25 protein-coding genes are annotated in these 25,657 nt (G+C 71.1%); 13 read left to right on the forward strand and 12 right to left on the reverse strand.

Annotated elements, in window-relative coordinates:
- Positions 1–573 precede the first annotated feature (573 nt).
- Genes N8J89_RS19045 through N8J89_RS19055 form a run of 3 tightly spaced genes read left to right on the forward strand, consistent with a single transcriptional unit; the run spans position 574 to position 3,122 of the window.
- The gene (locus tag N8J89_RS19045) at positions 574–1,275 is read left to right on the forward strand and encodes a hypothetical protein (RefSeq protein ID WP_283665714.1); all 702 of its coding nucleotides are present in this window, start codon (positions 574–576) and stop codon (positions 1,273–1,275) included.
- A 36-nt stretch (positions 1,276–1,311) separates the two neighbouring features.
- The gene (locus N8J89_RS19050) at positions 1,312–2,481 is read left to right on the forward strand and encodes a sensor histidine kinase (RefSeq protein ID WP_283665715.1); all 1,170 of its coding nucleotides are present in this window, start codon (positions 1,312–1,314) and stop codon (positions 2,479–2,481) included.
- Positions 2,478–3,122 carry a response regulator gene (locus tag N8J89_RS19055; protein ID WP_283665716.1) on the forward strand — a complete coding sequence of 215 codons (645 nt, stop codon included), beginning with the start codon at positions 2,478–2,480 and terminating at the stop codon, positions 3,120–3,122. The genes N8J89_RS19050 and N8J89_RS19055 overlap by 4 nt, the downstream gene beginning before the upstream one ends.
- A 23-nt stretch (positions 3,123–3,145) precedes the next feature.
- Here the strand turns inward: N8J89_RS19055 and N8J89_RS19060 are convergent, their stop codons facing one another.
- From N8J89_RS19060 to N8J89_RS19080, 5 genes are all read right to left on the reverse strand, one after another.
- Positions 3,146–3,373 carry a PLDc N-terminal domain-containing protein gene (locus tag N8J89_RS19060; RefSeq protein ID WP_283665717.1) on the reverse strand — a complete coding sequence of 76 codons (228 nt, stop codon included), beginning with the start codon at positions 3,371–3,373 and terminating at the stop codon, positions 3,146–3,148.
- Positions 3,370–4,524 carry a VanZ family protein gene (locus tag N8J89_RS19065; protein ID WP_283665718.1) on the reverse strand — a complete coding sequence of 385 codons (1,155 nt, stop codon included), beginning with the start codon at positions 4,522–4,524 and terminating at the stop codon, positions 3,370–3,372. The genes N8J89_RS19060 and N8J89_RS19065 overlap by 4 nt, the downstream gene beginning before the upstream one ends.
- 403 nt (positions 4,525–4,927) lie before the next feature.
- Positions 4,928–6,088, reverse strand: coding sequence for a GDSL-type esterase/lipase family protein (locus N8J89_RS19070; RefSeq protein ID WP_283665719.1), 1,161 nt, complete (start codon positions 6,086–6,088; stop codon positions 4,928–4,930).
- Positions 6,085–6,864, reverse strand: coding sequence for an SDR family NAD(P)-dependent oxidoreductase (locus N8J89_RS19075; protein ID WP_283665720.1), 780 nt, complete (start codon positions 6,862–6,864; stop codon positions 6,085–6,087). The genes N8J89_RS19070 and N8J89_RS19075 overlap by 4 nt, the downstream gene beginning before the upstream one ends.
- Entirely contained in the window at positions 6,861–8,213 is a 1,353-nt protein-coding gene (locus N8J89_RS19080; RefSeq protein ID WP_283665721.1) for a DHA2 family efflux MFS transporter permease subunit, read from the reverse strand. Before N8J89_RS19080 ends, N8J89_RS19075 begins: the two co-directional genes overlap by 4 nt.
- A gap of 113 nt (positions 8,214–8,326) precedes the next feature.
- On the opposite strand from N8J89_RS19080, the gene N8J89_RS19085 reads away from it, so the two are divergent.
- Positions 8,327–8,965 carry a TetR/AcrR family transcriptional regulator gene (locus N8J89_RS19085; RefSeq protein WP_283665722.1) on the forward strand — a complete coding sequence of 213 codons (639 nt, stop codon included), beginning with the start codon at positions 8,327–8,329 and terminating at the stop codon, positions 8,963–8,965.
- A gap of 95 nt (positions 8,966–9,060) precedes the next feature.
- Entirely contained in the window at positions 9,061–9,297 is a 237-nt protein-coding gene (locus N8J89_RS19090) for a hypothetical protein (protein ID WP_283665723.1), read from the forward strand.
- On the opposite strand, the gene N8J89_RS19095 is transcribed toward N8J89_RS19090, so the two are convergent.
- Complete coding sequence (locus N8J89_RS19095) at positions 9,294–9,845, reverse strand: 3'-5' exonuclease (protein ID WP_283665724.1); 552 nt, start codon at positions 9,843–9,845, stop codon at positions 9,294–9,296. The genes N8J89_RS19090 and N8J89_RS19095 overlap by 4 nt on opposite strands.
- A gap of 255 nt (positions 9,846–10,100) precedes the next feature.
- Between N8J89_RS19095 and N8J89_RS19100 the strand changes: the two genes are divergently transcribed.
- Positions 10,101–11,096, forward strand: a complete 996-nt coding sequence (locus N8J89_RS19100; protein ID WP_283665725.1) for a metallophosphoesterase family protein — start codon at positions 10,101–10,103, stop codon at positions 11,094–11,096.
- Here the strand turns inward: N8J89_RS19100 and dnaE are convergent.
- The gene (gene dnaE, locus N8J89_RS19105) at positions 11,068–14,589 is read right to left on the reverse strand and encodes a DNA polymerase III subunit alpha (RefSeq protein ID WP_283665726.1); all 3,522 of its coding nucleotides are present in this window, start codon (positions 14,587–14,589) and stop codon (positions 11,068–11,070) included. The genes N8J89_RS19100 and dnaE overlap by 29 nt on opposite strands.
- A gap of 119 nt (positions 14,590–14,708) precedes the next feature.
- On the opposite strand from dnaE, the gene N8J89_RS19110 reads away from it, so the two are divergent.
- Together N8J89_RS19110 and N8J89_RS19115 are read left to right on the forward strand one after the other, a co-directional pair.
- Positions 14,709–15,644 (forward strand): LysR family transcriptional regulator, encoded by a 936-nt coding sequence (locus tag N8J89_RS19110; RefSeq protein WP_283665727.1) that lies wholly within the window; start codon positions 14,709–14,711, stop codon positions 15,642–15,644.
- Between the two features lie 57 nt (positions 15,645–15,701).
- Positions 15,702–16,238 carry a DUF7282 domain-containing protein gene (locus N8J89_RS19115; RefSeq protein WP_283665728.1) on the forward strand — a complete coding sequence of 179 codons (537 nt, stop codon included), beginning with the start codon at positions 15,702–15,704 and terminating at the stop codon, positions 16,236–16,238.
- A 50-nt stretch (positions 16,239–16,288) separates the two neighbouring features.
- On the opposite strand, the gene N8J89_RS19120 is transcribed toward N8J89_RS19115, so the two are convergent.
- On the reverse strand, positions 16,289–17,209 hold the full coding sequence (locus N8J89_RS19120) for an alpha/beta hydrolase family protein (RefSeq protein WP_283665729.1): 921 nt from the start codon (positions 17,207–17,209) through the stop codon (positions 16,289–16,291).
- 123 nt (positions 17,210–17,332) lie between these two features.
- On the opposite strand from N8J89_RS19120, the gene N8J89_RS19125 reads away from it, so the two are divergent.
- Entirely contained in the window at positions 17,333–17,923 is a 591-nt protein-coding gene (locus N8J89_RS19125) for a TetR/AcrR family transcriptional regulator (protein WP_283665730.1), read from the forward strand.
- A 23-nt stretch (positions 17,924–17,946) separates the two neighbouring features.
- On the forward strand, positions 17,947–18,417 hold the full coding sequence (locus tag N8J89_RS19130) for a hypothetical protein (RefSeq protein ID WP_283665731.1): 471 nt from the start codon (positions 17,947–17,949) through the stop codon (positions 18,415–18,417).
- A 68-nt stretch (positions 18,418–18,485) separates the two neighbouring features.
- On the opposite strand, the gene N8J89_RS19135 is transcribed toward N8J89_RS19130, so the two are convergent.
- On the reverse strand, positions 18,486–18,866 hold the full coding sequence (locus N8J89_RS19135; protein ID WP_283665732.1) for a DUF5997 family protein: 381 nt from the start codon (positions 18,864–18,866) through the stop codon (positions 18,486–18,488).
- Between the two features lie 33 nt (positions 18,867–18,899).
- On the opposite strand from N8J89_RS19135, the gene N8J89_RS19140 reads away from it, so the two are divergent.
- Positions 18,900–19,619: a LysR substrate-binding domain-containing protein gene (locus N8J89_RS19140; RefSeq protein WP_283665733.1), complete on the forward strand. Its 720-nt coding sequence runs from the start codon at positions 18,900–18,902 to the stop codon at positions 19,617–19,619.
- Positions 19,620–19,680: 61 nt separating this feature from the next.
- Positions 19,681–20,250, forward strand: coding sequence for a D-alanyl-D-alanine carboxypeptidase family protein (locus tag N8J89_RS19145; protein ID WP_283665734.1), 570 nt, complete (start codon positions 19,681–19,683; stop codon positions 20,248–20,250).
- A 6-nt stretch (positions 20,251–20,256) separates the two neighbouring features.
- Here the strand turns inward: N8J89_RS19145 and N8J89_RS19150 are convergent, their stop codons facing one another.
- Entirely contained in the window at positions 20,257–21,198 is a 942-nt protein-coding gene (locus N8J89_RS19150; protein WP_283665735.1) for a GNAT family N-acetyltransferase, read from the reverse strand.
- Between the two features lie 33 nt (positions 21,199–21,231).
- Between N8J89_RS19150 and N8J89_RS19155 the strand changes: the two genes are divergently transcribed.
- On the forward strand, positions 21,232–22,041 hold the full coding sequence (locus tag N8J89_RS19155; RefSeq protein ID WP_283665736.1) for a thioesterase family protein: 810 nt from the start codon (positions 21,232–21,234) through the stop codon (positions 22,039–22,041).
- Position 22,042: 1 nt separating this feature from the next.
- Here the strand turns inward: N8J89_RS19155 and helR are convergent, their stop codons facing one another.
- Positions 22,043–24,232, reverse strand: a complete 2,190-nt coding sequence (gene helR / locus N8J89_RS19160) for an RNA polymerase recycling motor ATPase HelR (protein WP_283665737.1) — start codon at positions 24,230–24,232, stop codon at positions 22,043–22,045.
- A gap of 41 nt (positions 24,233–24,273) precedes the next feature.
- Positions 24,274–25,476, reverse strand: coding sequence for a glycosyltransferase (locus N8J89_RS19165; protein WP_283665738.1), 1,203 nt, complete (start codon positions 25,474–25,476; stop codon positions 24,274–24,276).
- Positions 25,477–25,657: the final 181 nt, after the last annotated feature.

Consider the following 25,657-nt stretch of genomic DNA (forward strand, 5'->3'; position numbering starts at 1 on the left):
CGTCATGACCACCCTCACGACAGCCAGATCCCGCATCCCGTTGCCGGGCACGGGAGGCATGGCGCTTGTGCGCACGGAAGGCGGGCGTGCTCGCCACCGCATCGACCTGCCACCACCGTGGGTTGCCGCTCTGGTGGCGGGGGATGCGGCATGACCACCACCCGCCGCGGGCGTCAGGCAACCGCGCGACCCGCCCGTCGCTGGCGAGAACCACCATGAGCAGCACCAGCACCAGCGCACCGCCCCGTCGATCTCCACGCGGCCCTGGTCGCGGCGAGCCGTGGCCGCCCCCAGTCCGGCTGCAACTAGCCAGGGCTGGATCCAGCCCGGCCGCGTACAGCCCGGCCGCGTACAGCCCAGTGGTGGGCGGTCCGCTCGAGCGCGGCCCGGTCGAGTGCGGTCCAACTGTGCGCAGCCTCAACTCGTCCAGCCCAGCCCCCTCCTGCCCGCGCAACCGAGCGAAGTCGACCCCAGGCCGGAGCCGAGTCGCTCATGCGCCAAGTACGAATCCGGCCGGGCTGTGCCCCTGCCCGCCCACCCTTCCCGCTCCCGCGATCATCAAGGAGAACCGTCGTGAACACCGCTGTCGCCTATGAGTGGCACCGGGCCCGCAGTCTGCGCTCGACCTGGGTGTTGCTGGTCGCGGCCGGGGTGCTCGCGCTGGTCTCCGGGCTGTACTGGGGCGCCAAACGCGACCTGGGCACCATGGACGCCTTCGACTCCTCGCTCGGCATCACGCTGACCCTTGGCACGGCGCTGGTGGCGGCAGTGGGGGTGTGCGCGTTCGGGCTGGACTACCAGCACGGCACGATCCTCACCACTCGTCTGGTGCTGCGGTTTCCGGCTCGGATCGTCACGGCCAAGGCGGTGGTGGTTGGTGGGCTGAGTCTGCTCGGAGGTGTGCTGATGGCCGGGCTCGCGCTGGCCGGGGTGCTGCTCGCCGGTGGCACGGCCGGTGGTGGGGCGGGGCACGTGTTGCTGCGCGGCGCGGGGGTGCTGCTGCTGGCGCTGTTGTCCGGGCTGACCGGGTTGGCGCTGGGCGGGTTGTTACGGCACACCGCGATCGGGACCGGGGTGTTCCTGGCCTGGACGCTGGTGGCTGAGACGGCGCTGGGCTCGGTGCTGGACGTGCCGATGTCACGGCTGCCGTTCCGGGGGACCGCGGCGCTGTTCGCCGGTGGATCGCCGCAGTGGTTGGCGCCGGCGCTGTTCGCCCTGGTGGCGGCGGCCGGGTTGGCCGCGGTGGGATTCACCCTGGCTCGTCGGGACAGCTGAGCCGTAATGATCACTTGGCCGCCTAGAGTGTTCGCGATGCGGCCAGAGGAACGCGTGCGGCGAGGTCACCTCATCTGGTGGGACGGCCGGGTGAGTCTGCTCGTGCTGGACCTCGCGGTGTTCACGGCCGTGTGCTACCTCGAGCTGCACAGCGCGGTGGTGCAGGACAAGCTGAGCAGGCCGCTCTACCTGGCGGCGCTGGTCGCGTTTGTCTTGACGTTCGCGCCGCTGCGTCGCCGGTTCCCGGTGTTTGTGCTGGTGGTGGCGTTGGCGGGCATTCCGGCCGGGCTGACCCTGGGGCCAGCCACGGTGGCGGTGTACACGGTCGCGGTCCGGCACGGGCTGGGCTGGATCACCGGCGGCTGCCTGCTGCTGACGCTGATCGTGGAGTTCGGGCTCCGGTGGCGGTACCGGCTCGACGAGCTGCCCACGTTCGCGCTCTCGGCGGCCCTGTTCGTGTTCGCGCCGGTGCTCGCCGGGTTGTGGATGAACCAGCGGGCCGCCCTGCTCGCCGTGTTGCGCGGCCGGGCGGAGGAGGCCGAGCGCGCCCGCACCCTGCTCGCCGAGCAGGCCGTCTCGGCGGAGCGGCGGCGCATTGCCAGGGAGATGCACGACGTGGTCGCGCACCGGGTCACCGCGATCGCCCTGCAAGCCGGTGCGCTGTCGGTGACCGCGCCGGATGAGCACACCGGGCGCACCGCGGAGACCATCCGCTCGGTCAGCGTGTCCGCGCTGGACGAGCTGCGCGGCATCCTGCGGGTGCTGCGGGACGAAGCCGAGGAAGGTGAACCGCCGCCGTCGCGGTCGACCGGCGCGGGCCTGCTCGGCTCGGTCGACCAGCTGGTGGCCGAGGCGCTGGCCACCGGTGCGCGAGTCGAGCTGGAACTGCCGGACCCGCTGCCCGTGGTGCCCGAACAGGTCGAGCGCGCGGTGTACCGGGTGGTGCAGGAGGCGCTGACCAACGCCGGGAAACACGCGCCGCACGCCGCCATCCAGGTCGGGATCACCGCGACCAAGGACCTGCTCGTCGTGGAGGTCTGCAACCGGCTCAGCCCGCGACCGGCGAACGTGCCCGGTTCCGGCTACGGTCTGCTCGGCATGCGGGAACGGGTGGAGCTGGCCGGTGGACGGCTCACCGCGGGCCCGGCCGACGGCGGCGTGTTCCGGGTGACCGCGCGTTTTCCGTTGGAGGAGAAGACATCGTGACGGTGAAGGTGTTGCTGCTGGAGGATGAGGAGATCGTCCGCAGCGGGGTCAGGATGATCCTGGAGTCGGCGCCGGACATCGAGGTCGTGGCCGAGGACGCAGACGGGTCGCGGGCGGTGGAGCTGACCGACCGGTTCCGGCCGGACGTGGTGCTCACCGACATCCAGATGCCCAAGGTGGACGGCATCGAGGTCACCCGGCGGCTGACCGGGCGGCCCCAGGCGCCCGCGGTGGTCATCCTCACCACCTTTGACATCGACGAGTACGTGCACGCTGCTCTGCGCCACGGCGCGGCCGGCTTCCTGCTCAAGGACAGCCCGCCGCAGGAGCTGATCACCGCGGTCCGGGTGATCGCATCCGGTGAGGCGATGATCTCGCCGCGCATCACCAAACGCCTGCTGTCCCGCTTCGCCGCCGGTGCCGCCGAAGAAGCCGCCCTGTCCCGCCTGGCCACCCTGACCCCGAGGGAACGGGAGGTCGCGATCCAGATCGGCCACGGGCTCAGCAACGCCCAGATCGGCACCACCCTGTTCCTGAGCGAGTCGACCGTGAAGGTCCACATCGGACGGATCAAGTCCAAACTGGACGCGGCCAACCGAACCCAGGTCGCCATCCTGGTGCACGACGCGGGCCTGCTCTGACCCGACGAGCGCGCGGGGCGGCGTCAGTGGTGGGCTGGGTAGGACCTGGCGTTGCGGCGGCCGATCAGGAACCACAGGACCGGGCCCAGGAACGGCGCGCAGAAGGCGAAGATGATCCAGACCAGCACCATGCCGCCGGTGAGGGGGCTGCGCAGCATGCTGATCAGGGCGGCCAGGAAGAACAAGAAGCCGGACAGGATGACCAGGATGATCGCGGCGGAGGCGCCGAGGGCCAAGAACTGGTCGGTCATGGAGTGTCTCCTTCACGGTGGGGAAGTTGTGACTGGGGGAGGGGAGGGGCGCTGGGGTTGGCCCGGTCGTCGGTCACCCGGAGGCCGCTGATGAGGCCGGAGAACCCGGGGTGGGAGCGCGGGCGCCAGGCGAACAGCAGGGCCGCTACCGGGAGCAGGTTGGCCAGGCTCGCGGCCGCCGGTGCGTAGTGGCCGAGGCCGGTGAACAGGCAGTAGCCGAAGGTGCCGAACAACAGGGCGGGGATGATCCGGGCTCCGGGCGCTGTGCCGTCGGGGCGGGTCCGGCGTAGGCGGACTGCTCGTTGGCCCAGGGTCGCGGCGTTGGAGCCGAAGGCCGGCAGAGCCAGCAGGAGGATGGCGGGCAGCCAGGTGGTCAGAGCGGTCAGCAGGAGGTTGCCCCAGGGGTGCGCGGCCAGCCAGAGGTCACAACCGTAGTGGCCCACCAGGTTCGCGGTGGTGCCCAGGACGCCGCCGAGGACCAGTACGGACAGCAGGTCCACCAGCATGCCGAGGAGGCGGCGGGCGGTGGTGACCGGGCGGGGGAGTTCGACGTTGGTTTCGCGGCGGCGGTCGAACAGGTGCAGCGCGGGTGCGCACAGGATGCCGACGGCGGTGCCCAGGGTGTTGGTGAGCAGGTCGTCGACGTCGAACAGGCGGTACGGGCAGGGGAACAGGAACCAGTTGCCGGTGAGCTGGGTGCACTCGATCAGCAGGGACACCGCGGCGCCGAGCAGGATGATCACCAGGGCGTTGCGGCGGAGGTAGTGCCGCAGGTAGGCGCCCAGCGGGACGAACAGGGCCACGTTGAACAGGAGTTGCTGGACCGCCGGGTTGGTCAGCAGGCCGGTCAGGCCTGGGGCGCGCTGTTCCTTGGCGATGTCGGTGAGGAAGCGCAACGGGTTCAGCTGGGGCTGGGTGGCGGCGGCGTGGGCGGCGCACCAGGCGTCATCCAGTTGGGGCACAGGGAAAAGGGTGTAGGCGACCAGGGCCAGGGCGTAGACCAGGGAGCCGAAGGCGAGCAGGGCGTGGCCAAGGCCGAGTTCGCCGCGGCGTCGGTAGCTGCGGTAGACGAAGGGCGCGAGCAGGAGGACGGCGAGGACGATCCCGCCGATGACCGCCAGCACGGCAGGCAGCAGCCTGGTCGAGATCAAGCTCGGGGCTCCGTTTCGCGGGTTGGTGGGGTGATGTGGCCAGCATTCGCTGGTGGGGGCGGGGGCGCATCAGACGTAGCGGCAGGGTGGGTAGTACCAGAGTCGTAGGGGGTGGTGGCCTGGTGGTGGTGTGTGGCGTGGGGGTTCACTCGTAGGGGCGAGGGGCGACTCCAACCGGTTCGCCGGGCTGTCGGCCTGGTGGCTGGGGAGTTTGGGTCCCTCCAGGGCCTGCGCGCTGGCCGGACTGTCTCCAGCGACAGAGCCTGCTGGGACAGTCCGGCCACCTGCCCAGCGAAGCACGCTCAACGCGACACCAGAGCGCGGTCGCCGACCACGTGCCAGCAAGACCATCTGTAGCGAGGAGGCAGGATGACCCAGTGCCTCAACCGACGGCGGTCGAGGTTCAGGCGAAGGGGCCGTTGAAGGCGAGTCGAGCGAAGCGCTCACCCATGCGCTGGTAGCCGGCCGGGTCGAGATGCAGCCCGTCGGGCGGTGGGAGTTCGGTGTAGTCCTGCTGGCCGTAGACGGTGCGGCCGTCGAGGTAGTGGAGGTGGGGGTCGGCGCGTTGGGCCGTGATGCGGGCCAACTCGTCGCGGACGATGGTGAGGCAGAGGCGTCCGTAGGCCAGGTCGTCCGCGACGCCGAGGGTGCGGAAGCGCAACGTGGTGGCGTCGAAGTCGGGCACAGCCGGGCCGGGGACGTCCTCGATGATCGGGCTCAAGATGGGGGAGACGACCAGGATTGGTGTGTCGGGGTGGCCGTCGCGGATGGTGTCGAGGAAGCCGTGCACAGCCGGCCCGAACGCACGCAGCCGCATCAGGTCGCTGGTGACCAGGTTGGTGCCGATCTTGAGACTGATCAGGTCGGCGTCGGCGTCGCGGATGGCGCGGGCCACGAACTGGTCGAGCAGCGCGTTGGTGCCCAGGCCCAGGTTGGTCAGCTCGACGCCGGCGAGCCGGGCGGCGACGGCGGGCCAGGTCCCGGTGGGGCTCGCAGCCTCGGCGCAGTGACTCAGCGAGCTGCCGTGGTGCAGCCATCGCCGACCTGACTGTGTGGGGGCGTCGACGGGTGCGTCGGTGCGCAGGGCGATCAGTTCGGTGATCTCGGCCTGTGGCAGCCAGATCTCGAGGTTCTTCGGTTCGGCGGGCAGATCGGTGAAGCGAATGGTGCCGGACCTGCCGGGTGTGGTGTGGAAGCGTCGGGCGGGCAGGTCGAGGATCAGCGTGTTGCCGGCTGGAGTGCTGGCCTGTGCGGCGAGGCGGCCGTTGACCAGCAGGTCGTACACGCCGTCGGGCACGGCGGACGCTCCTTTGTAGACGGTCTTGGTGGGCAGCACCTCCAGCTCGATGGTCGTGGCGGCGGTGCGGAAGGCCAGCCGTACGCCAGCCGGCTGCGCCTCGACCATCGTCAGCGGCTGGCCGTCGAACCGTGCCGTGTGGTTGTCCGGGAACTGGGCCCGGGCGACGGCGGGCAACCGGTGGGGCAGGAGCCCGTTCGGGGTGTGCTCGATGTCGAGGGCGCCACGGATGGCGACCGGCCCGTCGATGAGCGGGATGGTGATCATGAGTGCCTCCTGAGCAGGTAGTGGGTCAGGTCGGCGAGGCGTTCTGCCGCGACGGGGTCGAGGTCCGGGCTGATCGGCCGGCCTTCGACGAACGCGCTGAGCGGCACGCCTGGTGGTTCGTCGATGAGCGCGAGGATCGGTGCGATGCCGTCTTCGACGGGTTTCCCGAGCTTCTTGAGCCGCTGGACGTGGGCCAGGGTCACCGGGTCGTACTCGCCGGAGAAGCTCGTGGCCACGGCGCCGGGGTTGACCAGCACGTACGGGATCCCGCTGGGTCGTGCGGCGAAGGCCGCGCCGAGCAGGTCGTTGGCCCGGCCTGCCTGCAGTTGGGCGGTGACGCCGTCGTAGCCCCGCGCCAGCCCGATGTCGTCCCAGTGGATCTCGGGTTTGGGCACGCCGGGGCCGGACACGTTGACGATGACCGGTTTCTGGGCGCGCTTCAGTGAGTCGGCAAGGCCGTGGCTGAGGAGGAAGCGGCTGAGGTACTCCAACGCGAACGTGTGCTCGAAGCCCTCGTCGGTCTGTCGCCGGGTCGAGCGGAAATGCCGCGCGCACAACACGAGCGCGTCCACGACCGGGAACGCCGCGGTGATGTCTTCGACGACCTTCCTGTTGTCCGAGACCAGGCTGAGGTCCGTCGGGATGAAGTCGCGGAAGACCGCGCCCTTGTCATTGTCGCGGCCGAGGACGATGACGGTGTCGCCACGCCCCTGGTAGTGGCGGGCGACGGCCCTGCCCATGCCATCGGTGCCGCCGGAGACCACGATGGTCTTCATCGGGCGTCTCCCTGCGCGACAAGGACAGTGGCCGGACGGCCGGGTAGCAGCGCGCTCGCGGCAAGCAGGGCGAGGATCGCGCAGGTCAGGAACCAGTACACGCCGTGGAGGCCCGCCAGCGTGCCGGTCGCGGTTTGCATGGTGAACGCGACGACGGCGATCCCGATCGAGCCGCCGAGCTGGTTGAGCATGTAGAGCACCGAACTTCCTTGTGGCACAAGCGGTCCCGGCAACGTGCGGTACAGCGAGCCCATCGCGGGCGGGCCGACCGAGCCCAGCCCCACGCCGATGGCCAGACCGGCGAGAACCACCCACACCTCGCCGGTTCCTGGCCCGATCCGGGTGAAGGCGAACGCGGACAGCGCGGCGAGGACACCGCCGGCCAGCGCGAGGTTCCGGGAGCCGATCCGGTCACTGACACGTCCGGCCAGCGGCGCGGCGACAGCGGCGCCAACGCCCAGCGGCGCGACGAGTAACCCGGCGACGAGCGCGCCGTGCCCGTGCGTCTGCTGGAAGTACAGCGGAAGCACGACCAGGCTGGCGAACATCGCGAGACCGGTGAGCGCCATGACGGTCACACTCGCGGCGAAGCCGCCACGAGCGAACAGCCGGAGGTCGACCAGCGGCCGATCGCGACGCAGGGCGTGGACGGCGTAGCCGGCCAGCAGGGCGACACTGACCGCCAGTGGAAGGAGCACCGGCCAGGCGACGAACTCGGCGCGATCGGCCGCCTGGGACAGCACCAGTAGCAGGCTGGCGAAGCCGGGACCGAGCAGTGCGACACCGAGGAGGTCAAGACGCGCCCGCGCCCCCTCGGACGGGGGTTCCTCGGGCATCACTCGCCGGGCGAGCATGAGCGCGAGCACGCCGATCGGCACGCTCAGCAGGAACATCCACCGCCAGCCCAGGCCGGCCAGCACGACGCCGCCGACCACCGGACCCAGCACCGGGCCCAGTGAGAGGACCGCGGCCATCAGCCCCATCACCCGACCTGCGTGCCGGGGACCGGCGGCACGAGCCAGCAGCGTCAGCACGAGCGGGTCGAGGATGCCCGCCCCGACCCCCTGCAGCACGCGGAACACGATCAGGCTCCCCGTGTCCCAGGCCAACCCGCAACCGAGCGAGCCGAGCAGGAACACGCCGAGGCCGGTGAGCCACATCCGTTTACCGCCGAAGGAGTCCCCCGCCCAGGCGGTGACCGGAATGGTCACGGTGACCGCCAGCAGGAACCCGGTCGAGACCCAGCCGATCGTGCTGAGAGAGGCATCGAACTCACTGGCCAACCGGTCGATCCCGACCGCGACCATCGTGCTGTTCAGGATCCCCAGCGCACCGCCGAGCAGGATCACGCCGACCAGCCGGCGCAGGGCGGGCTCCAGCCGGTCATCTTCTATAAGACTCATGATACTGTTCTACCAGACTCACGAGTCTAGTTTCATAGTCGGCCCGGTATGCTCAGGTCATGAGTGGAGCTGTCGCGGCACGGGGGCGGATCGACAAGCGTCAGGCGATCCTGGACGCCGCGTTCACCGTCTTCGCGCGGGAGGGGTACGCCCAGGCAGGCGTGGACGTGATCGCGGCCGAGGCCGGCGTGGCCAAGGCCACCGTGTACAGCCACTTCCGCGACAAGGAGAACCTGCTCCGCCAGGCCATCGCCGCCTCGGCCGACCAGGCGCTGGCCGCCAACCTGGCCGCGGTCGACCAGCTCACCGACCGCGGCGACGACCTCCGCGCCACCCTGGAGAGCGTCGGCCTGCACCTGCTCCAGTGCTACTGCGACGACATGTCGTGGGCACTGCGCCGACTGCTCTCGGCGGAGATCAACCAGTTCCCCGACCTGCTCGACATCGTCCACACCCACACGGCCGACCGCGTCACCGAAGCCCTGGCCGACCGGCTCGCTCGCCTCACCGTCACCGGCCGCCTCCGCACACCGGACCCACTGCTGGCGGCCGAGCAGTTCATCGCCCTGCTGTCCGGCCCGATCGACAAGCGAGCCCGCCTCGGCACCCGCCGCGTCCCCACCACCGAGCTGCGCGCCGTGGCGCAGGCCGCCGTCCACACCTTCCTGCAGGCGTTCGGTTCGACGGGATCGAGTTGACCACCCGCGTCAGGTCCTCGTCGGTGAGCAGTGGGAATGGGGCGCGTTGGGGACCGGTCCCGGGTGGGGTTTCTAGGGTGCGGGGGGTGAGGCGGATGGCGGAGCGGGTGCCCGAGGGCCGGTGGACGGCGGGGCGGGTTGTGGCGTGGGTGGTCGGTGGGGTGATCACCCTGGCGGCGGGGACCGTGGTGGTGGGGCTGGTCCTGCGGTGGCTGTTGCCGGGCGTGTTCGGGCCCGGGGTGGAGCCGACGTGGCCGCACGGGGTGGGTTTTGGGCTCACCGCGATCTACCTGGCGTGGCTGGTGGCCAGGGCGGTGCGGCGCGGGGGTTAGCCGGGCCAGTTGCCGCGTTCGGCCAGCAGGAGGACCAGGGCGGCGATGTTCCACGAGTCGTCGTCGCCGCGGTGGTGCCTGCCCTCCAGTGGGAGGCCGGCGATCTTGAGGGCTTGTGCCATGCCTACTGGTCTGCGCAGGTTGAACGCAGTGGCGAAGGTGGTTTTCGCGTTGGTGTGGCTGGAACCGAACGGGTAGGGCGTGGTGGTGCACTGGCGCTGGAACTGTTTGCGGTCGTAGTCGCCCCAACTGGTCCAGCTCCGGTCGCCCGCCTCGTGTTCGGCGGTGAGCTGGGCGCAGGCTTCGGGGAAGGTGACGCCGGTGTCCACTTCGGACTGGGTGAGGCCGGTCAGCTCGGTGCAGAACTCGCTGACCGTGGACTGCTGGGGGCGGACCAGGATGCGGTGTTTGGCGAGGCGGGTTCTGGTGGTCAGGTCGACGACCGTCAGGCCGATCTCGATGATTTCGCTGACCTGGCCCGGGGGTGGGGCGCTGGGCCAGCAGGTGGCTTCGACGTCGATGACGTTCAGCAGGTGGGACCCCCTCATGGGGGCAGGCTAGCGAGTGGGTGCTGTCCGGAACCAGTCAAATACCGGCCGACATCGTTGACGGGGCGCGGGCTGCGGTTGATAGCTCCGATCGCCAGCGCGCTGTTCGACGCGCCCGAGGGCCGGACCATCGCCAGCGTCACCCTGCCCGGCAACGAACAGCTGCACCTGTTCGCGATCGGCACCGGCTGAACCAGAACCGACTGTTCAACCAAACGTTGCGGGCGGTGCACCTTGTCCTGACAGGGTCCGGGCATGGATCGTAGATCGTTTTTGCTCGCCTCCGCCGTGGCCGTGGGCGCCACCACCGCAAGTACACCCACGGCCACGGCCGGTGTCGAACCGCTCACCCGGTTCAACGTGATCAGCGACATCCAGGGCGACCTGGCCGACTTCGGCACCGCGCTGGCGGACATGCGCCGGACCAACCCGCGCAGCGCCGGGCTGGCGGTGGCCGGGGACATCACCCCGCGCGGTTACGACTTCGAGTACGCCCAGGTCCAGGCCGAACTGGCCAAGCACAGCCATCCCGGCATTGCCTGGGCGATCGGCAACCACGAGTTCTACGTGCCCAAGTGGCGCGATCCGCAGACCCTGGCCCAGGACACCTGGCCCAACGGCACCACCGAGGACTCGCTGTTCCGCAGCTTCTACCACTTCGCCAAGCGCAACACCGTCTACAGCGAGCACCTCTTCGGCGGCATCCCGGTGCTGTGCATCGGCACCGAGAAGTACATGCACTACCACGACAAGGCGCTCTGGGACGAGGTGTGGCTGAGCGAGGAGCAGTTCACCTGGCTGGAGCGGCGGCTCGCGCACTGGGCGCGCTGGCGCAAGCCGGTCATGGTGATCACCCACCATCCGCTGCCGAACACCGTCTCAGGCACCCGCAACAAGCTCTACCTGCGCGACTACCTCCAGGCCGACCGGCTGCTGAACCTGTTGGGGCGCTACAAAGACGTGTTCCTGTTCTCCGGGCACACGCACTGGAACCTGGACCTCTCCGACTGGTTCGTCCGCCGCGTGGTCCCCGGCACGGCCAACCCCGAGGGTTTTCCGGTGATCAACACCGGTGCGATCCAGACCGGGTGGACCGACAACGGTCAGGGCGGCGAGGTGACCGTGCCCGGCAAGTTCAACCAGGGTCTCCAGGTGGAGGTCTTCCTGGACCGGGTGGTGATCCGGGCCCGTGACTTCGCCGCAGGGGCCTGGCTGAAGCAGGTCACGGTGCCGCTGCACTCCTGGCTGTGACGAAGCCCGGCAACGCCTTCAGCTCGCCGAGCAGCATGGCGGTCACCGCGACCGGGTAGTCGTCGAGGGCGAACCGGTGCGGTCCGATGTGGACCTGCACCGGGGTGTCGCCCTTGTGCGCCAACAGGGTCTGCTTCAGTTCCAGCACGATCGACTCGGTGACCCGCTCCTGCACTGCCCTCAGTACCAGCGGTTCCGTGCTGGGGGCGGTGAGGTCGAGCGGGACCAGGTCGCCGCCGAAGACCGACATCCGGTCCTCCCGCCAGTTGACCCGGCCCTTGACCAGCACCGCGTTGTCCTCCACCAAAGCGGACGCGAACAACGCGTAGGCCTTGGGGAAGAACAGCACCTCCAGCGCGGCGTCCATGTCGGCGATGGTGCAGATCGCCCACGGCTCGCCCTTCTTGTTGACCCGCCGCTCCAGCGCGGTGATCAGCCCGGCCAGCTGAACTTCGCCCTCGCGCGGCGGGTTGTCCAGGATCGCCGCGATCGGCAGCCGGGCGTGCCTGCGCAGGATCGGCTCCGCGCCGTCCAGCGGGTGCGCCGAGACGTAGAGGCCGAGCATCTCCCGCTCATAGGACAGGAGTTGCTTGCGCGGCCACTCCTGCGCGCTGAACCGCAGGTGTGCCAACGGGGAGGAGGTGGCGGGCTGTTCCGGACTGGGGCCGAAGAGGTCGAACTGGCCCAGCGCCTCCTGCCGCTTCAACGGGACCACCGCGTCCACCGCCTCCTCGTGCACCTGGCACACCGCCAGCCTGGTGTGGCCCAGCGCGTCGAAGGCGCCGGCCTTGGCCAGCGACTCCAGCACCCGCTTCTGGCACACCACCAGCTCGGACTTGGCCAGGAAGTCCGGGAAGGACTCGTACTTCCCCTTCGCCGCACGGGTTCGGATGATCGACTCGACCACGTTCGCGCCGACGTTGCGCACCGCGCCCAGCCCGAACCGGATCGCCTCGTCCACCGCGGCGAAGCGCACCTCCGAGGAGTTCACCTCCGGCGGCAGCACCCGGATGCCCAGCCTGCGGCACTCGGAGAGGTAGATCGCGGACTTGTCCTTGTTGTCGCCCACCGAGGTCAGCAGCGCAGCCATGTACTCCGCCGGGTAGTTCGCCTTCAGGTAGGCCGTCCAGTAGCCGACCAGCGCGTACCCGGCCGCGTGCGACTTGTTGAAGGCGTAGCCGGCGAACGGCAGGATGGTGTCCCACAGCGCCCGCACCGCCTCGGCGGAGAAACCGTTGCCGCGCATGCCCTTCTCGAAGCCCTCGAACTCCTGTTCCAGCACCTCTTTCTTCTTCTTGCCCATGGCCCTGCGCAGCACGTCGGCCCGGCCCATGGAGTACCCGGCGACCTGTTGCGCGATCTGCATGATCTGTTCCTGGTAGACCACCAGGCCGTGCGTCTCGGCCAGGATCTCGCGCAGCGGCTCGGCCAGCTCGGGGTGGATCGGGGTGACCGGCTGGCGGCCGTTCTTGCGGTCGGCGTAGTTGTTGTGCGTGTTCATCGCCATCGGGCCCGGCCGGTACAGCGCGTTGACCGCGATGATGTCGGCGAACTCGGTGGGTCGCATGCGGCGCAACAACTCCCGCATCGCGCCGCCGTCGAGCTGGAACACGCCGAGGCTGTCCCCGCGCCCGAGCAGCTGGTAGGCCGCGGGATCCTCGACCCCGAGGAGGTCCAGGTCGATCTCCTCGCCGCGGTTGGCCCGGATGTTGTCGATGGCGTCACCGATCACGGTCAGGTTGCGCAGGCCGAGGAAGTCCATCTTCAGCAGGCCGATGGCCTCGCAGGAGGGGTAGTCCCAGCCGGTGACCACCGAGCCGTCCTCCCGCTGCCACAACGGGATCGTCGACAACAGCGGCTCGCTGGACATGATCACCGCGCAGGCGTGCACGCCCGCGTTGCGGATCAGGCCCTCCAGGCCGCGGGCGGTGGCGAAGATCTGCCGGCTCTCGGGGTCGGAGTCCAGCAGGGCGCGCACCTCGGCCGCCTCGCCGTGCCGCTCGTGCGCCGGGTCCACGATGCCGGACAGAGGAATGTCCTTGGCCGCCACCGGTGGCGGCAGTGCCTTGGCGATCCGGTCCGCGATGGCGTACCCGGGTTGTCCGAAGTGGACCCTGGCCGCGTCCTTGATCGCCGCCTTGGTCTTGATGGTGCCGAAGGTGATCACCTGCGCCACCCGGTCCGCGCCGTACTTCTCGGTGGCGTAGCGGATCATCTCGCCGCGGCGGCGGTCGTCGAAGTCGATGTCGATGTCCGGCATGGACACCCGCTCCGGGTTGAGGAACCGCTCGAACAGCAGGCCCAGCCGGATCGGGTCCAGGTTGGTGATGCCCAGCGCGTAGGCCACCAGCGAGCCCGCGGCCGAACCACGGCCGGGGCCGACCCGGATGCCGATCTCCCTGGCGTGCTCGATCAGGTCCGCGGTGACCAGGAAGTAGGAGGGGAAACCCTTCTGCGCGATGACCGCCAGCTCGAACTCGGCGCGCGGCTCATAACCGTCCGGTATGCCCTCGGGGAACCGGCGGCGCAGTCCGGCCAGCACCTGGTGGTGCAGCCAGCTCGCCTCGGTGTGGCCGTCGGGGACGGTGAAGCGGGGCATCCGGTCGCGGTGGGCGTAGACCTCGTCGTAGGGCTGGACACGCTCGGCGATCAGCAGGGTCGAGTCGCAGGCGCCGGGGACCTCGGTGTCCCAGTAGGCGCGCATCTCCTGGGCCGACTTGAGGTAGTAGCCGTCGCCGTCGAAGGCGAACCGGTTGGGGTCGTTGAGGGTCTTGCCGGACTGCACGCACAGCAGCGCCGCGTGCGCCTCCGCCTGGTCTCTGGTGACGTAGTGCGAGTCGTTGGTGGCCAACGGTTCCAGGCCCAGGCGGCGGCCGATGTCGAGCAGGCCCTCGCGCACCGAACGCTCGATGGTCAGGCCGTGGTCCATCAGCTCCAGGAAGAAGCTGTCCGGCCCGAAGATGTCCCGGTGGTCCGCGGCCGCCCGCAGCGCCTCGGCGGGCTGGCCAAGGCGCAGCCGGGTCTGCACCTCGCCGGAGGGACAGCCGGTGGTGGCGATGATGCCCTCGGCGTGCTCCGCGATCAGCTCGCGGTCCATCCGGGGCTTGCGGTAGTAGCCCTCCATCGAGGCCAGCGAGGACAGCCGGAACAGGTTGCGCAGGCCGGTGGCGTTCTCCGCCAGCATGGTCAGGTGGGTGTAGGCGCCCGCGCCGGAGATGTCGTCGCCGCGCTGGCCCGGATCGCCCCAGAACACCGGCTTCTTGTGCGCGCGGCTGCCCGGTGCCACGTACGCCTCGATGCCGATGATCGGCTTGAGCCCGGTCCTGACCGCCTGCCGGTAGAACTCGTCCGCGCCGTACATGTTGCCGTGGTCGGTCATGCCGACCGCGGACATGCCCAGCCGCTTCGCCTCGGCGAACAGCGGCGCGATCTTGGCCGCGCCGTCGAGCATGGAGTACTCGGTGTGCACGTGCAGGTGTGTGAACGACCCCATCCGCCACTCCTCCTGGTTGTACTGTCGTGCCGGGCGGAGTGCATTGGACGGGACCTGGCAAGGGAACGTCCAACAACCGACACGGCCCGTGGACAACCTGTCGTTGTGGAAGGAGCAGGGTGGACCTGGATCTGGGCGCGGTGCGGGCCTTCGTCGCCGTCGCCGACGAGCAGCACTTCGGCGCGGCCGCCGACCAGCTGGGGCTGACCCAGCAGGGCGTGTCCAAGCGGATCGCCAAGCTGGAGTCCGGACTCGGCGCGGAGCTGGTCAGCCGCGGCCGTACCGGCACGGGCCTGACCGAGGACGGCCGGGCCTTCCTGCCGCACGCCAGGGCGCTGCTCGCGCTGGCCGACCAGGCGGTCGGGTCGCTGCGCGCGCGGGACCGGCCGCTGCGGGTGGACGTGCTGGCCACCAGGGTCTGCCCGACCGAGCTGATCAGGTCCTTCCACGAGGCCAACCAGGACGCCAAGATCGACATCGTCTCGTCCAAGGGGCTGCGCACGGTGCGGTCCGGGCTGCTCAGCGGCGCGGTCGACGTGGGCTTCGCCAGGGTGTTCGGCCGCCTGGAACCCGGTATCGAGCACATCCCGGCCTACCTGGAGCCGCACCACCTGCTGGCCGGGCGCAAACACCGGCTGGCCGGTCGGCGGCGGGTCCGGCCGGACGAGCTGGCCGACTCGATCGCCTGGATGCCCGGCAACGAGCCGGGCAGCGAGTGGGCCGACCTCTACGCCGACTTCCGCCGCGACTTCGGGCTGACCATCAGCACCACGGGACCGAACTTCGGCTTCGACCACATGCTGGACCAGATCGCCGCCTCCGAGGACCGGTTCACCTTCGGCGGGGAGAAGATGCGGGTGCCCTGGCATCCCGGCATCGCGCGCATCCCGCTGGTCGACCCGGTGCCGCTGTACCCGTGGTCCATGCTGTGGCTGCGCGGCAACCGGCATCCGTTGCTGCCCAGGCTCATCGAGCACATCCGGGCCGGGTACACCCCGTTCGACCCGGACCGGCAGTGGCTGCCTGCCGCGGACCGGCCGCTGTTCGCCTCATGAAGGCTTGCTCATCTGGGACTCATGCTGGCGCCAGGTCGCGCGGCGAAGCTGGGTGCCATGACGAACCAACACCGTGCCAAGTTCCTGATCGCGACCGCCGGCGTGCTGGGGGTCCTGCTCAGCGGGTGCGCGGGCGGCGCGGGCGCCGCTCCGGGCGCCGCGCCACTGCCGAACGGCATCGCGGCCCCGGGTTCCGGCGCCGCGCAGCCCGGCAACCAACCGAACCAGCCCGCTCCGGTGTCCTTCCCCAGCACCGAGATCGACGCTGACGACCAGCGCGGCGACGGCGTCAAGGTGTTGATCGAGGAGGCCGAGCTGCCCAAGGCCGGGCACGTCGCCGTCTACGACCAGTCCGGCAAGCTGCTCGGCTCCGCGCCGGTGCCGCAGGGCGCGCACCGCGACCTCGCGGTCACCCTGAACCCGGCGCTGGGCCAGGGCACCCACTCGCTGCGTGCCGTGCTGACCACCGACGACGGCGACGGCAAGTTCGACGCCACCAAGGACGCGCCGGTCCGCGAGTACGACGACGACCAGGACGACGACGACCACGACGACGAGCTGGAGGACGACGGTTTCCGTTACACCGTCGCCTGATCCACCGCGGGATGAGGACGGGGCGCCCGAGCCGGGCGCCCCGTTCGCGCTTACCTGGCCTCGACCCGGCCAAGATCGGCCGGCAGCTCCGCGCACGCGGTCTGCCAGGCGGTGTCGCCCGGGTGGAGCGTGCTGCGCAGGTAGGCCCAGGTCATCCGCTGGACCGCGGCCACCCGCTCCGGGTGCTCGTCGGTGGTCTCGGCCACGTCGTAGCCGGAGATCCCGCCCAGCCCGTGCTCGGCGCCGAAGAGGGTGAGCAGGGACTTCGGGCCGGGGGAGAGGTGGTAGGGGTCGGCGTGCCAGTCCGGGCCCGCGACCGTGAGGTGCGCGGAGGCGTCCTTGTCCCCGGCGACCACCAGCGCGGGCGTGGTCATCTTGGTGAAGTCGGTGCTGGACAGGAACGGGTAGTTCTCGGCCACGAACTCGGTGAGCGCGTCGCCGCCCCGGCCGACCGAGGCCAGCAGCACGCCAGCCTTGATCCGCGAGTCGGCCAGGTCCACCTCAACGCCGTTGTCCGGATCGGTGAGCCGCGCGCCCAGCAGCAGGCTCGCGGTGTGGCCGCCCATCGAGTGCCCGGCCACCGCGACCCGGTCCGGGTCCAGACGTCCGCGCAGCTGCGGGACGGCGGCCTCGATCTCGGCCAGGCGATCCAGGATGAGCGACATGTCCTCGGCCCTGGAACGCCAGAACATCGGCGCGCCAACGGTTTCCGGCGGCAGGCGCAGCGAGCGCGAGCTCAGGTGGGTGGGCTGGAAGACGGCGAAACCGTGTGCGGCCCAGTAGTGGGCGAGCGGGGCGTAGCCGTTGAGCGAGGACAGGTGGTTGGAGTGTCCCTGGCCATGGGAGAGCAGGATGATCGGCAGGTCATTGCCGGTGACGGGCACGGAGACGCGGAGCTGGAGGTCCACGGCGCGGCCGGGCGCGGGCAGCACCACGGGGCTGATCGAGAGCACAGCGGTCGGTTCACGCATGATGTGTTTTCCCTTGACTGGGCGGATGGCCGAGCGCTCGGCTACGCTCAAACGGAGCGACGTTCCGGAACGATACGGAGCGCTGTTCCGTTTTGTCAACGGGCTCGTGCGGAAGGAGAGCGTGTGTCCACAGCAGGCCAGCCCCGGAGCAAGCGGGCCGACGCGGTGCGCAACCAGCAGACCCTGCTGACCGCGGCCGCCGCGGTGTTCGTCAGCTCCGGTGTGGACGCGCCGATCCGGGAGATCGCGGCCAAGGCCGGGGTCGGCATGGGCACCATCTACCGCCACTTCCCGACCAGGGCGGACCTGGTCGTGGCGGTCTACCGGCACCAGGTCGAAGCCTGCGCGGAGGCGGGCCCGGCGCTGCTGGCCGAGACCGGCTCACCGCTGGCGGCGCTGCGGAAGTGGGCCGAGCTGTTCGTGGACTTCCTGGTCACCAAGCACGGGCTGGCCAACGCGTTGCAGTCCGACAGCGGTGGCTTCGAGACCCTGCACGCCTACTTCCTGGACCGGCTGGTGCCGGTGTGCGCGCAGCTGCTCGACGCCGCGGTCGAGGCAGGCGAGATCAGGCCCGGCACGCAGGCCTACGAGCTGATGCGCGGCATCGGCAACCTGTGCGCCGGCCGGGACACCGACCCGCGCTACGACCCCCGACGACTGGTGGAACTTCTGCTCAGAGGCTTGGCGACATGCTCCGGGACTGCAACCAGGTGAGCTGCGCACACCGTCTTGCCGGTATGCGGAGGTTATTGCTGGCGCTGGCCGGGCTGGCCGTGCTCACCGGCTGTGGCGGTCCGGGCGGCGTTGCCTGTCCGGCGATGGCCGCCCGGGCGGGCATCGGTCTGGAGATCGAGGCGCCGCTGGCCGCCAAGGTCGCCAAGGCCACGCTGGACGGCAAGGACGTGGTGCTGGACGAGTCCACCGCGGCCGTGCCCTCGACCTGCCCGAGCGGGAAACCGGAGCAAGCCTGTTCGGCCCAGCTGGTCCGCACCGGGGCGAAGAACGGCTTCCTCGACCAGGCGGGGCTGAAGCTGGAGCCGATGCGGCTCAGCCTCCGGCTCACCGACGCCGCGGGCGTGGTGCTGGTGGAGCAGGACGTTCAGCTCACGCCGAAGGAGGTCTTCCCGGCCGGTGCGCACTGCGGCGGCGGTCAACCGCAGGCCGGGGTGATCGTCGCGGCCGACGGCGCCGTGCGCCAGCGGCCTTGACACACCTCCCACTGTTCGCGCAGATCGGTGGCGTCCGGCCGTCCTTTTCGGACACCACGACCAGCGCTCTAGCCGCGCTTGTCCGCCTCTTCCTTCAGCCGGGCCGCCTCGCGACGCACCTCGGCCTGGGTGGCGCGCTCCTGCTGGAGCCACTCCGGGTTCTCCGTCTTCAGCGCCTCCACCTCGGCGGTGGTGAGCGCCTCGGTGATGCCGCCGCGGGCCAGGCCGCCGATGGAGATGCCCAGCTTGAGGGCGAGGATGGGCCGCGGGTGCGGGCCGTTGCGGCGCAGCTCGCGGAGCCACTCCGGCGGGTCGGTCTGCAGGGCGTTGAGCTCATCGCGCGAGACGACACCCTCCTGGAACTCAGCCGGGGTGGCCGGGAGGTACACGCCCAGCTTCTTCGCCGCGGTCGCGGGCTTCATCGTCTGGGAGGTCTTGCGCGGTGTCATGTGCCCAGGATATCGGCCGGTAATCTGCACACCGTGACTGGTTCGGACACCCCCTCGTCGTTCCGCCTCGGCTACGTCCCCGGCACGACCCCGGCCAAGTGGGTGCGAACCTGGCAGGAGCGCCTGCCCGACGTGCCGCTGAGCCTGGTTCCGGTGCCCGCCGCCGGGGCCGCTGAGCTGCTGCGCGCGGCCGCGGCGGACGCGGTGCTGCTGCGGCTGCCGGTGGACCGGGACGGGCTGCACGCCATCCCGCTCTACACCGAGACCACCGTGGTCGTGCTGCCCAAGGAGCACCCGTTCACCGAGGGTGCGGAGATCTCGTCTGTGCAGCTGGAGGAGGCCATCGTGCTGCACCCGCTGGACGACACCCTGGACTGGACCGCCCCGCCCGGCCATCCCGCGCGGGAGCGGCCGGAGACCACCGCGATGGCGGTCGAGCTGGTCGCCGCGGGGGTGGGGCTGCTGGTGGTGCCGCAGTCGCTGGCCCGGCTGCACCACCGCAAGGACCTCACCTTCCGCCCGCTGACCGACGCCCCGGCCTCGCAGGTCGCGCTGGCCTGGCTGGAGGACGCGGGGACCGAGCTGACCGAGCAGTTCATCGGGATCGTGCGGGGCCGAACGGTCAACAGCACCCGCGGCGTGCCGCAGCCCCCGGCCCCGGCGAAGCAGAAGAAACCGGCGCGGACCCAGGTCGTGCGGCGGGACACCAACCGCGGTGGTGGCCGGAACCGGAAACCTCGGCGCAGCAGGTAACACCTGTGGGCGAGAACACCAAACCTGGGGCAAACCGCCGGGCGTGGGTACGTTGGGCCGGGTGCGTACCCAGATCGGCCTGCTGCTGGCCCTGATGCTCGCGGTGGCCGCGGTGGCGACACTGGGCGCGACCGGCCAGGTGACCTTCGTCAACGACCCGATCACCGGCAAGCCGCTCGCCCTGGTCGAAGGCATCCCCGGCCCGGAGAAGGGCCCGCCCTGCCAGCTGGACCAGCGCTACGTCGACGAGCAGCCCGAGGGCCTGCGTGATGATGTGGCCGCGGCCTGGCAGCGGTTGCGGGACAAGGCCGCGGCGGCGAACGTGAAGCTCTGCGTGCAGGACGGCAAGCGCAGCGTCGGTCAGCAGGAGCGGGAGTTCGCCGACGCGGTGCGCCGCTTCGGCACCAGGGAGCTGGCCGCCAAGTACGTGCTGCCGCCGGAGAAGTCCATGCACGTCAAGGGAATCGCGGTGGACATCCAGCCGATCGCCTCCGCGGTCTGGGTGGAGCGCAACGGCCGCGAGGTGGGCTGGTGCCGCCGGTACGCCAACGAGCAGTGGCACTTCGAGTACGACCCGGGCTACGTGACCGCGGGCTGCCCCGCGCTGCTGCCCAGCGCCACCGGCAGCTGACCGCGCTCAGCTCTTGATCAGCGGCGCGTCCCGGCACAGCTCCCGGAACCCGACGCCGTAGAACAGCCCGCGCGCCCTGGGATGCCCCGGCGCGCCCAGGCAGGCGACCGTCATGTGGGTGGCCCCCGCCGCCCGCGCCAGGTGCATCCCGTGCAGCAGCATCGCCCTGGCCAGTCCCAGCCGCCGGTAGCCAGGGTGCGTGCCGACCGGCTCGAACTCGGCGGTCTTGTTCACCTCGTCGAGCCACATGATCGTCGAGGCCGCCATGGTGCCGTCCGGCGCTTCCACCAGGACGTGCAGGTCGCCACGGTACGGCGCGGTCCGCCGGACGCCCTGGTAGCTCTCGGCGGTGTAGGTGGTGGGAGCCCAGGCGTCCACGTGGGCCTGGACGGCGGCCTCCGGGCCAGCTTCTTCGGCGGTGCGGAAGCGGAATCCCGGTGGCAGCACCGGCGCTTCGAGGTCGGTGAGGTCGCGCTCGTTGAGCTGGGTCCAGTCGCCGGTGTCGCCGAGCGCCGCGGCGTCGGGCTGGTAGCCGTGCGCGGCCCACCGGGTCAGGGCGTGCTCGTCGGCGGCGCTGGGCAGCACCGTGCGCTCGAGGCCAGCCGCCGTGCGGTCGTACCAGTCGATCACCTCGTCGACCAGCGCGGCGTGCTCGGGGTGGACCTGGTAGGCCAGGTAGGCCCCGGTGATGTCCCTGACCGAGCCGTCATTGCGCCTGACCTGGCGCGGCAGGTGCGCCCAGCCCCAGGCCACCAGCTCTCCCTCGGCGAACCACAGTTCACGCGGCCAGCTCGCGCCGTCGGCGGCGTGGCCCTTGCCCCAGTTCCAGGCCAGCTCACCGTAGGCGGCGTCGCTGTTCACCAGGTCGGGGCGGAGGGCGGTGACCCGCTGGGCCAGGCCCTGCATGAGCCGCACGTCCTCGGCGGTCATCAGCTCCAGGTTCGCCATGGCGCGGCACTGTACGGGCTTAGACTGCCTCGTATGGGGGATTTTCAGAGCGCGACCGCGGTGGCCCGGCGGGCCGGCACACAGGACTTCGACGTGGTGCTGGACCAGGGCTGGGGGCTGGAGGACATCCCCAACGGCGGCTACCTGCTCGCCGTGCTCGGCCGCGCGGCCACCGAGCTGGCCGGACAGACGCATCCGCACGTCACCGCGATCAGCGGTTCCTTCCTCCAGCGCGGTGCGCCCGGACCTGCGGTGGTCAGCGCCGAGGTGCTGCGGGCAGGCCGCGGCGTGACCCAGGTGCGGGCCAGGCTCAGCCAGGACGGGCTGCCCAGGGTGGAAGCGCTGATCACCCTGGGGCGGCTCAGTGATGACGACCCGTATTGGTCGGCTTCGAAGCCGGTGGCGCTGCCGCCGCTGGCGGAGTGCCCGCGCTCGCCAGTGGCAGACCAGCGCGGCGGGCTGCGGATCCACCTCCTGGAGCAGGTCGAGCAGTACCTCGACCCAGCCGGTCTCGGCTTCCTGACCGGCAACCCCGGCGGCCGGGCCGAGCTGGCCGGGTGGCTGCGGCTGGCCGACGGGTCGGACTGGGACCCGCTGAGCCTGGTGCTCGCCCTGGACTGCCTGCCGCCGGTGACCTACGACCTCGGCGTGTACGGCTGGGCGCCGACCGTGCAGCTGTCCGCCTACCTCCGCGCGCTGCCCGCGCCGGGACCGATCCGGCTGCGGGCCGCGGCGGCGGAGCTCGGCAACGGCCACGTCGATGTGACCGTTGCCGCCTGGGACAGCAAGGACCGGCTGGTCGCCCAGGGCACCCAGATCGCCTCGGTGCGGCTGCCCGGCTGAGCTACACCAGCTGCTCCTGCTCGACGAGTCCGGTCAGCGCCGAGGGCAGCGGGCCCTGGTGCAGCACGCCGAGCCGCTGGGTGGCGCGGGTGAGGGCCACGTAGAGCTCGGCCGCGCCGCGCGGGCCGTCGTCGAGGATCCGGTCCGGGTCCACCACCAGCACGGCGTCGAACTCCAGGCCCTTGGTCTCCGAGGCGGGCACCGTGCCCGGCACCCCCGGCGGGCCGATCACCACGCTGGTGCCCTCCCGGTCCGCCTCTTCGCGGACGAACTCCTCGATGGCGGCGGCCAGCTCGTCGCCGGTGACCCGGCGGGACCACGGCCGCACGCCGCAGGACCGGACCGACTCCGGCGGCTGGACCTCCGGCGCGAACTGGGCCAGCACGGACGCGGCCACGGTCATGATCTCCGCGGGGGTGCGGTAGTTCACCGTCAGCGACCGGTAGACCCAGCGGCCCGGCACGTACCGGTCGAGCATCTCGCCCCAGGAGTTCGCCCCGGCGGGCGAGCGGCGCTGGGCGAGGTCGCCGACGATGGTGAACGAGCGGCCTGGGCAGCGCCGCATCAGGACTCGCCAGTCCATTTCGGACAGTTCCTGGGCCTCGTCGACGACCACGTGCCGGTAGGTCCAGTCCCGGTCCGCGGCGGCGCGTTCGGCCAGGGTGCGGGTGTCCCGCTCGACGAAGCGGTCGGCCAGGTCCGTGTTGTAGAGCATGTCGTGGGCGAAGAGGTGGTCCTCGTCGTCCATCGAGTCCTCGCGGCGCACCAGCATGTCCAGCACCTTGCCGGCGTACTCGGCCTCGGCCTTGCGCGCCCGCTCGGCGGCCTGCTCAGCCGCCAGGTCCGCGGCCTTGTCCCGGCCCAGTAGGTCGACCAGCTCGTCCAACAGCGGCACGTCCGAGACGGTCCAGGCCGCGCCGTCGGCCCGCCACAGCGCCTGGTCCCCGCCCGCGGCGCGCAGCCGTTCGCGGGAGGAGAGCAGCGAGGACAGCAGGGACTCCGGGGTGAGCAGCGGCCAGAGCTCCTGGAGGGTGGCGGTGAAGGTCTCGTTCGCCATTAGCTGCTTGGTCAGGTCCCGCCGCAGCTGCTCCCACTCCTTGCGGTTCTCCCTGGTCAGCCAGCCCTTGCCGATCCGGGTGATGGCGCGTTCGGTGAGCGCCCAGGTGAGGATCTCGACGAACTTCACCCTGGCCTCGTTGTGCGGCTGCCCGGTCGCGCGCGCCTCGTCCCTGGCCCACTCGGCGACCCCGGCGTCGATCCGCATGGTGACGTCGTCCAGGTCGACGGTCACCGGCTCCTCGGGCAGCCGCTGCCGGTCCGCGATCGCCGCGCTCAGCACGTCGACGATCGTGAGGGAACCCTTGAGCCGGGCCACCTCCGGGCCGTCCTCGGCGGTGACGTTCAGGCCGGGCACCAGGCTGCCCGCGGTCATGAACACCGCGTCGGTCTCGCCGAGGGAGGGCAGCACCCGGCCGATGTGGTTGAGGAAGGCCGGGTTGGGGCCGATCACCAGCACGCCGTGGCGTTCCATCCGCTCACGCTGGGTGTAGAGCAGGTAGGCGACCCGGTGCAGCGCCACCACGGTCTTGCCGGTGCCGGGCCCGCCCTCGATCACCACCACGCCGGGGTGGTCCAGCCGGATGATCTCGTCCTGCTCGGCCTGGATGGTGGCCACGATGTCGCGCATGCCCTCACCGCGCGGCGCGTTCACCGCGGCCAGCAGCGCCGCGTCCCCGCTCTGCGCGCCGTCGGGGCGGCCCAGCACCTCGTCGGTGAAGGAGAGCACCTCGCGGCCCCTGGTGTGGAACTGGCGGCGCCTGCGGATGTTCTCCGGGTTCGCGCCGGTGGCCGTGTAGAACGCGCGTGCCGCCGGGGCCCGCCAGTCCACCAGCACCGGGGTGTAGTCGTTGTCCTCGTCGAACAGCCCGATCCGGCCGATGTAGGCGTGCTCGCCGGAGAGGCTGTCCAACCGGCCGAAGCAGAGCCCGTTGTCGGCCACGGACAGCCGCTTGACCTCCCTGGCCTGCGCGCGCACCTCGACATCCCGCTCCATCGGGCTACCGCCGGTGCCGCCCAGCGCCGCGGTGTACCCCTCCTGCGCGCGCGTCCGCAGCTCGTCCAGCCGCTCGTAGAGACCGGCGACGTAGTCCCGCTCGGAGCGCAGTTCCTCGTCGTAACCCTGAATGGACAAATACCCCTCACAACTGCCGAACTGGACTTCGGTGGCACTTTTCACGCGTTGAGCAGCAGCGACGCGGCCACGGCTGCCCCGTCAGTGCGGATCTTGCCCGCCAGGGCGCGGGCCCTGGCGCTGGTCTCCTTCTCGAGGATCGAGCGCAGCGCGCCGGAGAGCGACTCGAAGGTCGGCACCGGACCGTCGTGCGCCGCGCCCACGCCCAGCTCGGCGACCCGGCGGGCCCAGTACGGCTGGTCCCCGCGCTGCGGCACCACCACCTGCGGCACCCCGCCGCAAGCGGCCGTGGTCGTGGTGCCCGCGCCGCCGTGGTGCACCACCGCGGCCACCCGCCCGAACAGCGCCTGCTGGTTGACCTCGCCGACCACGAAGCAGTCTGCCAGGTCTTCCACCAGGCCCAGATCGGCCCAGCCGCTGCCCAGGACCACCCGGCGGCCCTGCGCGCGCACCGCGTCCACCACGACCCCGGCCAGGTCGGGCGCGGCGAGCATGGGCATGCTGCCGAAGCCCACGTACACCGGCGGCTCACCCGCCTCCAGGAACGCCGTCAGCTCAGCCGACAGCGGCCGGTCGTCCGGCAGCAGCCACGCGCCGGTCTGCACCACGTCCAGGTCGCCGGGCTGCCACGGGTCCAGCACCGGGTCCGAGGCCAGCCAGGGCCGCTTGCCGAGCACGTAGTCCCGCACGCTGGGCACCGGCGGCAGGCCGTGGGCGGCCCGGTTGTCGTTGAGCGCCGCGCCGAAGAGCGCGTTGACGCTGCGGGCGTTGAACTCCCACAGCTCCCGGTTGTCCGTGACGCCCTCGGGCAGCGGCCAGCCCGGGTAGGCCATCGGCGGGTGGTGCGGCGAGGGCAGGTCGAGCTGCTGGAAGGTCACCGACACCGCGGGCACGCCCAGCTTCTCGGCCACCGACAGCGCACCGGCCGCGGCCGGCATCATCCCGGTGACCACCATCGTGTCGCAGCCCCGCGCCGCCTCGGTCAGCACCTCGAACTGGGTGGCGATCAGCTCGGCGGCGTAGCGGGGCAGCGAGGAGGGCGGCGGCGCGGCCTTGGTCAGCTCGCGCGCGGACGGGCCGACCGGCGTCAGCGCCACGCCGGCCCCGGCCAGCCGGTGCGCGAACGCCTCGTCCGGCGGCGCGCACACCCGCACCTCCGCGCCGAGTCCGCGCAACCGCGCCGCGAGCCCCACGAGCGGCTCCACGTCCCCGCGTGACCCGTACGTCGACACCAACACTCGCACAGAGCGACTCCATTTCCGCAGGTAACCGGCTTGAGGCGGTGATTGTGCGGCATGAGTGGGGCCTTGCCGCAAGACCCCCGGTGCGCTATAAGTTGAAGGTGGAAAGGAGCGGGCACGCTCCTTTTGTGCGTTGAGGGGGACCATCGCGTCCCGGTTCCGCCGCCACTGCCATGATCACACC

The organism is Crossiella sp. CA-258035, from assembly GCF_030064675.1.
Taxonomy (GTDB): Bacteria; Actinomycetota; Actinomycetes; order Mycobacteriales; family Pseudonocardiaceae; genus Crossiella.